This is a genomic window from Gimesia chilikensis (genome assembly GCF_007744075.1).
GTDB lineage: Bacteria > Planctomycetota > Planctomycetia > Planctomycetales > Planctomycetaceae > Gimesia > Gimesia chilikensis_A.
In genome coordinates this window covers 8,282,653-8,289,354 of the sequence record NZ_CP036266.1, presented here as the reverse complement: position 1 = coordinate 8,289,354, position 6,702 = coordinate 8,282,653, and the positions used below count along the sequence as shown (strand labels likewise).

At 53.3% G+C, this 6,702-nt stretch carries 6 protein-coding genes; 1 reads left to right on the top strand and 5 read right to left on the bottom strand.

Going from position 1 to position 6,702, the window contains the following annotated elements:
• Positions 1-41: 41 nt before the first annotated feature.
• Positions 42-617, bottom strand: coding sequence for a glycine cleavage system protein R (locus HG66A1_RS31775; protein ID WP_197993739.1), 576 nt, complete (start codon positions 615-617; stop codon positions 42-44).
• A 276-nt stretch (positions 618-893) separates the two neighbouring features.
• On the opposite strand from HG66A1_RS31775, the gene HG66A1_RS31770 reads away from it, so the two are divergent.
• Complete coding sequence (locus tag HG66A1_RS31770) at positions 894-2,243, top strand: AI-2E family transporter (RefSeq protein WP_145193623.1); 1,350 nt, start codon at positions 894-896, stop codon at positions 2,241-2,243.
• On the opposite strand, the gene HG66A1_RS31765 is transcribed toward HG66A1_RS31770, so the two are convergent.
• From HG66A1_RS31765 to HG66A1_RS31750, 4 genes are read right to left on the bottom strand one after another with little or no spacing between them, the layout of a single operon-like run.
• Complete coding sequence (locus HG66A1_RS31765) at positions 2,240-3,445, bottom strand: type II secretion system F family protein (protein WP_145193621.1); 1,206 nt, start codon at positions 3,443-3,445, stop codon at positions 2,240-2,242. The two genes, HG66A1_RS31770 and HG66A1_RS31765, sit on opposite strands and share 4 nt — an antisense overlap.
• Before the next feature lie 27 nt (positions 3,446-3,472).
• A complete protein-coding gene (locus tag HG66A1_RS31760) occupies positions 3,473-4,546 on the bottom strand; it encodes a type IV pilus twitching motility protein PilT (RefSeq protein ID WP_145193619.1) in 1,074 nt (357 codons plus the stop codon).
• 35 nt (positions 4,547-4,581) lie between these two features.
• The gene (locus HG66A1_RS31755; protein ID WP_145193617.1) at positions 4,582-6,339 is read right to left on the bottom strand and encodes a GspE/PulE family protein; all 1,758 of its coding nucleotides are present in this window, start codon (positions 6,337-6,339) and stop codon (positions 4,582-4,584) included.
• A gap of 17 nt (positions 6,340-6,356) precedes the next feature.
• On the bottom strand, positions 6,357-6,692 hold the full coding sequence (locus HG66A1_RS31750; protein ID WP_145193615.1) for an STAS domain-containing protein: 336 nt from the start codon (positions 6,690-6,692) through the stop codon (positions 6,357-6,359).
• Between the last annotated feature and the right edge of the window lie 10 nt (positions 6,693-6,702).

Below are 6,702 nucleotides of genomic sequence, written 5' to 3'. Positions count from 1 at the left end.
CCCAAATCTTTTTCTCAGTAATGTCCCGCAATCGGGGAGTATTACAGCTTAAACATACGCGTCTGGCTCTGTGAACTGATGATGGCCGAATCCGATTCGCTGATGAAATCGACTGAAACATCAAAGTCACTGCAGATGTTCTCCATCACGGACTGCAGCTCGAGGATGTCGAGCGATTTGGGTACCGCCACCTTAATCATCATCTCAAATGTCTGTCCATCGGAGGCACTGGTGGCAGACAGGTCAATAATGTCCACGCCATCCTGTCCCAGCTGGGATGAGATACGTCTGAGAATTCCGGGACGGTTAGTGCCCGCGATGGCCAGCAGGTACTTGATGCAGTCTTCCGGAGGCAGCATGGAGGGCACGTCCACATCCGGGTCCTTAATGGAAACATCCACATTGAACGCGTTACAGATTCCCTCGATGTGTTCCTGGATCAGGGTTGGATCGCGCTCGTCAGGGAAGTCAGCGGCAATCACGATGTTGAAAAAGTTCTGGATCACTGCAATGCTGGCTTCATGCAGGTTTGCGCCCAGTTCATCCATGGCAGTCGTGACGGCGGCCATGATGCCTACGCGGTTCGCAGATAAAAGTGAGATAATGTAACGTTTCATACCAGACTCCGGTTCTGTCGAGATAGACAAACTGATCTCGATGCGCATCGTTCCTGAATCGAGAGGGAATCGTTATTGTAGCGAATGGGGGTTCAAAATTGCGATAAGGAAACGAAAATAATCTGAAAGTCTGTCCCAGTCCTTTCCCGTCAGACTGAGGAGGCTTTTGTACTATCATTCGTGCTTGCATTGCTGTAAGTTGTTACCTGCCAACAGCTCAGATCGGGTAACCGATCGTGGCTTTTTCTGCGATCTATTCAATATGGGAACTGGTTTATGGTTCGCCTCGTTTCACTCAGCATCATTTTCTGCCTGATCCTGTTCCTGGGAGTGACCTTCTTCAAGGTAATCCTGCCGTTCCTGCTGCCCCTTTTTCTGGCAGCCGTGGTCGCCATGGTCAGTCAGCCCCTCCTCCAGTATTTCATTAAACGGTCCCGGGGCCACGTCCGTATTGCCGCCAGCATCACGACCACGCTGATCATTTCCGCGATCTTTGTTCCCCTGTGTGTGGGGATTTTCCTGGGTTCCCTGCAGCTGTTTACCACGGTGGTGAATGCGCTTGATGAAGCAAACTGGAATAAAACCGTGCAGACGGTCCGCGAAAAGGTGGAGGTCAGTAACGTCAAACTGCATCAGTTCGTGGAATGGTCCAACGAATACCTGGGAAAAGAGGCAGCTGCGGAAGAGGGAACCAGCAATCAGGAACAGTCGCAAGTCACCGATGATTTCATCCGCAAGAATCTGCAGGCGACTCTGGTTCCGATCGCCAAACGTTCGCTCGGTTTCGCTGCTTCAACCGTGGGGTTGCTCGGCACCGTGTTTTCCGCCGCGATCGCCTGGATCATGTTTGTGATTGCCCTGTATTACTTTCTGGCCGATGGATACGTGCTCGTCGAATCGACACAGTCTCTGATTCCCGTGCACCTGGATTACCAGCGGCAGCTGATCGATAAGTTTCAGAAAGTCGTGCGGGCCGTGGTTTTGGGAACCTTCCTGGCGGCCATTGGTCAGGGACTGATGACTGCGATCGCCTTATACATTGTCGGTTTTGAGCATTTCTTCATTCTTCTGATCCTCGCCACGATCACATCGATGGTTCCCCTGATGGGGTCCTGGATTATCTGGGGTCCCTGTGCCGGCTGGTTGATGTACGAGGGAGACTGGGGCGCGGCGATCTTCTTGACCCTGTTCGGGACACTGGTCGTCGGTACGATGGACAACGTCATCCGTACCTATATTTTGCAGAGTGACGCAAAACTGCATCCCCTGCTTGCCTTCGTCAGTGTGTTGGGCGGACTGCAGATGATGGGGCTCTGGGGGGTTTTCATCGGCCCGATCGTCGCTTCCTGTCTGCACGCACTTGTGCAGATCTTTAATGCCGAGCTTCGTGCGTTCTCCAAGGAGAAATTCAACAGCAATAATCTGCTCGACATGGTCCCGGAGGAGGAAAAAGTGAAACAGGAAGATGATCAGCAGCCAGGACCCAAAGCAGAGACAGAGACCACCAGGGCAGATGCACCCGCAGCGGGTCCGTCACCAGAGGCAGATACAACAGCAGAGTCTCCCGAGTCACCGAAATCCCAACCAGAGCAGAAGCAGGAAAAGAAATCGCCTGAGTCGGATTAGTGGCTGGTACTCAGCGTGAAGATCGGCAACAGCATCGAGAGTGCGATAAAACCGATGATCGAGCCCATGCAGACCACCATCAACGGTTCCACCAGGGTCGTGGCGGACTTGATGGCGATTTTGACATCCCGATCAAAGTAGTCGCTCAGCTTATTGAGCACCATTCCCAGTCGGCCCGTCGATTCGCCGGAAGCGATCATCTGCTGCATCGTGGGGGGAAATAATGATTTGCCTTCCAGTGCCTCGTGAATCTGTTTTCCGGTCGTAACCTGCTCGCTGATTTCCATCCAGCTCTGTTTGAAATAAACATTGTCGGATACACCAGCGCTCAGTTCGATGGCTTCCAGCATGGGAACCCCCGCGTTAACCGTAGTTGCCAGCGTACGGATGCTGCGGCTGATGGCCAGTTTTTTGAGCATCGAGCCAAAGACCGGCATCCGAATCAGACACCAGTCGAACGTCGCTTTGCCCCAGGCCTGATTCCGCATATAGAAGAAGAAGCCGATCACAGCCGCTAGAAACAGCAGCAGCAGATACCAGTAAGAGGTGATGGCCGTCGAGACGAAAATCATCATTTTAGTCGGTGTGGGAACCGCAGCACCACGGGCAGCGAACATGGGCATCAGCTTGGGAAAGACATATGTCAGCAGGAAAACACAGACGCCGATACACATCACCAGCATCACAGCCGGGTAGATCAAAGCGCCCTTCACCTGCTGAATGGTTTCCTGTTCTTCTTCAGCCTGCTGTGCAATCCGGTTCAGCATCTGTGGCATCGTACCACTGGCTTCGCTGGCCTTGATGAGGTTCACATAGGTTTTATCGAACAGCCGTGGAAATTCACTCAGTGCGCTGGAGAGGTCGCTTCCCGCTTCAACGTCTTTCTGAATGCAGGATAGAATCTCGGCGAGTGTTTCGTTTTCAATCTGCTTCGCAATTCCCTCCAGGGCTGTGGCCACGGGCACACCCGCGTCGACCATAATCGCCATCTGGTTGGTAAAATAGATCACGTCTTTGCGAGAGACCCGTTTTTTACGGGTTGCTGCCAGACTCTTGGATGACTTTTCATCCGCTTCTTCCAGTGAGAGCAGATACAGACCTTCCTGGCGCAACTTGGCAACCGCATCTTCCCTGGTCTCAGCGACCAGTTCTCCGGACTGATTCTGTCCTGTCGTGTTGCGTGCTATATATGTGAATTGCATTGTTTCGCCTGTCCCTCATCGATCCCGTTAAGCCAGTAATCCATGAGAATATTCTTTGCCCGACGCTTCGCCCTTTAATTCCTGCAGGTGTTCGTCCACGGTTTCCGCGTCGACTTTGCCGTTTAACAGCAGTTCTTTGAGAGCCTGTTCCATCGTCTGCATACCTACGCGGCGGTTCGTCGAAATAATGCCTGGGATCAGATGGGTCGTCGATTCGCGAATACTGGTTTGAATTGCCCGATTCGTCAGCATGATTTCCACAGCAGCCACACGACCATTGGACATCGCCGCGGGTAATAAGCGTTGGGTAATGACAGCCCTTAACGATTCCGCCAGGTGGCTGCGTACCTGAGACTGTTCTTCCGGAGGAAAGACTTCGACCAGTCGATCGACGACTCCCGCTGCGCTGGAAACGTGCAGTGAAGCGAGCACCAGGTGACCGGTCTCCGCAGCCTGCAACGCGACACGAATGGTATCCAGATCCCGCAATTCCCCGATCAGAATGACATCCGGATCCTGCCGCAGAACATGTTTCAACCCCGAGGTGAACCCGGGACAGTCTTCGCCGATCTCCCGCTGTTCGATCAGGGATTTTCCATGCTGGAACTGATATTCAATCGGATCTTCCAGAGTGATGATATGTTTTGAATCCCGCTGATTAATGGCTTCGACCATGGCCGCCAGCGTGGTGGACTTACCGGAACCGGTCTGCCCGGTCACCAGGATCAGCCCGGTTTTGAGCCGCGTCAGCTCTTCCACGACAGGGGGTAGTTCCAGGCTGCTCAGCGTACAGACTTCATTGGAGAATCGACGGATGGCAGCTGCCAGGGAACCGCGCTGCACATGGATATTGAAACGGAAACGCCCCAGCCGCGGAACGGTGATCGCGAAGTCGACGTCCTTCTGCTTTTCGAGAATTTCTTTCTGTTGCACCTTCATCACCTGGTCGCACAGATCGCGAATCGTTTCGGGATCCAGCGGTTCCAGGGCGGTAGTGCGCAGCTGACCGTCAATACGGAACATGGGTGGTGCGTCGGTTACCAGCAGGATATCCGAAGCATCACTGTCCACAGCCGCGTGTAACAGGTCGTTCATTTCCATTGGGGATTACTCTCTATCTCTTCAGCGTGATGCCGTTATGAATGGGAACGGATCAGCGCGGGTTTTCGGGGAATCCAGCCTTCATCACTGACTTTGATGGCTTCTTCCACTGTCGTCAGTCCTTCCTGGGCTTTACGCAGAGCGTCGTACCGCAGGGGGATCATGCCATTGTTCTGTGCATATTCTTTGACTGCTGCCACTGTAGGATTAGATGAGATGATTTCCCGCAGCTGATCATCGATGGTCAGGATCTCATGCACGCCGATACGCCCGGAGAATCCGGTGTTGCGGCACCGCTTGCAGCCTTTGTTTTTATAAAATTCGTTCGCTTCCAGGCCGACCCGTTCCACCGCCAGTTGCATCGCTTTGGGCAATTCATACGGTGTTTTGCATTTCGGACACAATTTACGACAGAGTCGCTGCGCCAGTGCCATGTTGACGGCTGCCGCAATCAGGTAGTCGTCGACACCCATATTGATCAGACGCGTAATCGCGGAAATCGCATCGTTGGTGTGCAGCGTACTGAAGACGAGGTGACCGGTCAGGGCTGCCTGGATGGCGATCTTACCGGTTTCCTGGTCGCGGATTTCGCCCACCATCACCACATCCGGGTCCTGTCGCAGCAGACTTCGCAGGATCGTGGCGAATGAGAGACCGATTTTTTCATTCACCTGGAACTGATTGATGATCGGCAGCTGATATTCGATCGGGTCTTCGACCGTACAGACATTTTTCTCAATCGAGCTGACGGCATTCAGAGCCGCATACAGGGTGGTACTCTTACCACTACCGGTAGGCCCGGTCACCAGAATAATGCCGTTCGGTTTTTCCAGCTGTTCAGTGAAGTTTTCCAGGACTTCGGAACTGAAGCCCAGCTGTTCGAGTGAAATATTGACGCTGCGGTTATCCAGAATACGAATCACGACCTTTTCACCGCTCGGCATGGGAAGCGTACTCACACGCAGGTCGATGGGACGTCCTTCCATCAGGACGTGAATTCGTCCGTCCTGGGGCAGACGACGTTCGCTGATGTCGAGACTTGCCATGATCTTGATACGCGAAGAAACCGCAGGCGCCAGATGCACGGGCGGCTCAAGTGCCTGGTGCAGCACTCCATCCACGCGATAGCGCACCCGCAACTGCTGTTCGTTGGGTTCGATGTGAATATCGCTGGCCCCCTCGCGAACCGCATTATAGATAATGTAGTTGACCAGCTTGATGATCGGGCTCTGGCCGGCAAACTCGACATCGAAGCCGATGTCGTCGATCGATTCTTCAATCAGTTCGACATTGGTGCCGTTCGCATCATCAATGATGTCGTCGATCACGAACACGTTCGTGTTCGGCATATAAGTCTGCACCATCCGGCGGATTTCGCGGGCGCTGGCGGCGACAATCTGAATTTCTGATTTGGTCAGGTCGCGGAGCTGGTCGACCAGGAAGACGTTTGTCGGTTCCGCGACTGCGACAGTCAAAACGTTGCGGACTTTGAACAGGGGCAGCACCGTATGCTTTTCCACAAATTCACGCGGCAGAACATCGAAGATTTTCGAGTCGAACATGCGGCTGTCGAGCTGTACGTAGGGAATCCGGTATTCCAGGGCCAGGCATTCCAGCACCTGCTCTTCGGTGCAATATTCGTTGTTGACCAGCAGCTCACCCAGCAGCTGGCTGCCATCTCCCTGAGACTGTTCCTCCAGCGCGGAATCCAGCTGTTCTGCAGTGATGTACTCTTTGAAGATGAGCAGATCACCGAGCCGCATTTTCGGTTGTAACAGGGAATTGGTATTCATGACTGGTTCTTAAATCTTTATTGAAAGCTGGAAACCGCTTCGATCACCGAATCGAAAATATCGATCCGCTGGTCGAGTCGTGTCATTTCCAGAATTTTCTTGCCAGGTTCTTCCAGGCCGCTGATCTTGAGATTCCCCCCGTGTTCCCGGGTCAGATCCTGCAGATCGAGTAAGGCCGTCAGACCGGCACTGTCCAGAAGATCGCTGCGATCCATCTGCAGGACAACCTGGTAATGCTGTTCGTTAATCGCGTCTGACAGCGCATGGACGAAATCACCGGATGTGTCATCCGTCAGTTCATCCGGCGTATGAGCCACCAGAACTTTGCCAAAAACTTCCGTTGTGATCTGCATGTCTGACTCG

What these genes read in the sequence shown, in the direction of transcription:
- HG66A1_RS31765 (WP_145193621.1), bottom strand. Translation starts at nt 3,445, where the DNA reads ATGCAATTCACATATATAGCACGCAACACGACAGGACAGAATCAGTCC.
- HG66A1_RS31775 (WP_197993739.1), bottom strand. Translation starts at nt 617, where the DNA reads ATGAAACGTTACATTATCTCACTTTTATCTGCGAACCGCGTAGGCATC.
- HG66A1_RS31760 (WP_145193619.1), bottom strand. Translation starts at nt 4,546, where the DNA reads ATGGAAATGAACGACCTGTTACACGCGGCTGTGGACAGTGATGCTTCG.
- HG66A1_RS31755 (WP_145193617.1), bottom strand. Translation starts at nt 6,339, where the DNA reads ATGAATACCAATTCCCTGTTACAACCGAAAATGCGGCTCGGTGATCTG.
- HG66A1_RS31750 (WP_145193615.1), bottom strand. Translation starts at nt 6,692, where the DNA reads ATGCAGATCACAACGGAAGTTTTTGGCAAAGTTCTGGTGGCTCATACG.
- HG66A1_RS31770 (WP_145193623.1), top strand. Translation starts at nt 894, where the DNA reads ATGGTTCGCCTCGTTTCACTCAGCATCATTTTCTGCCTGATCCTGTTC.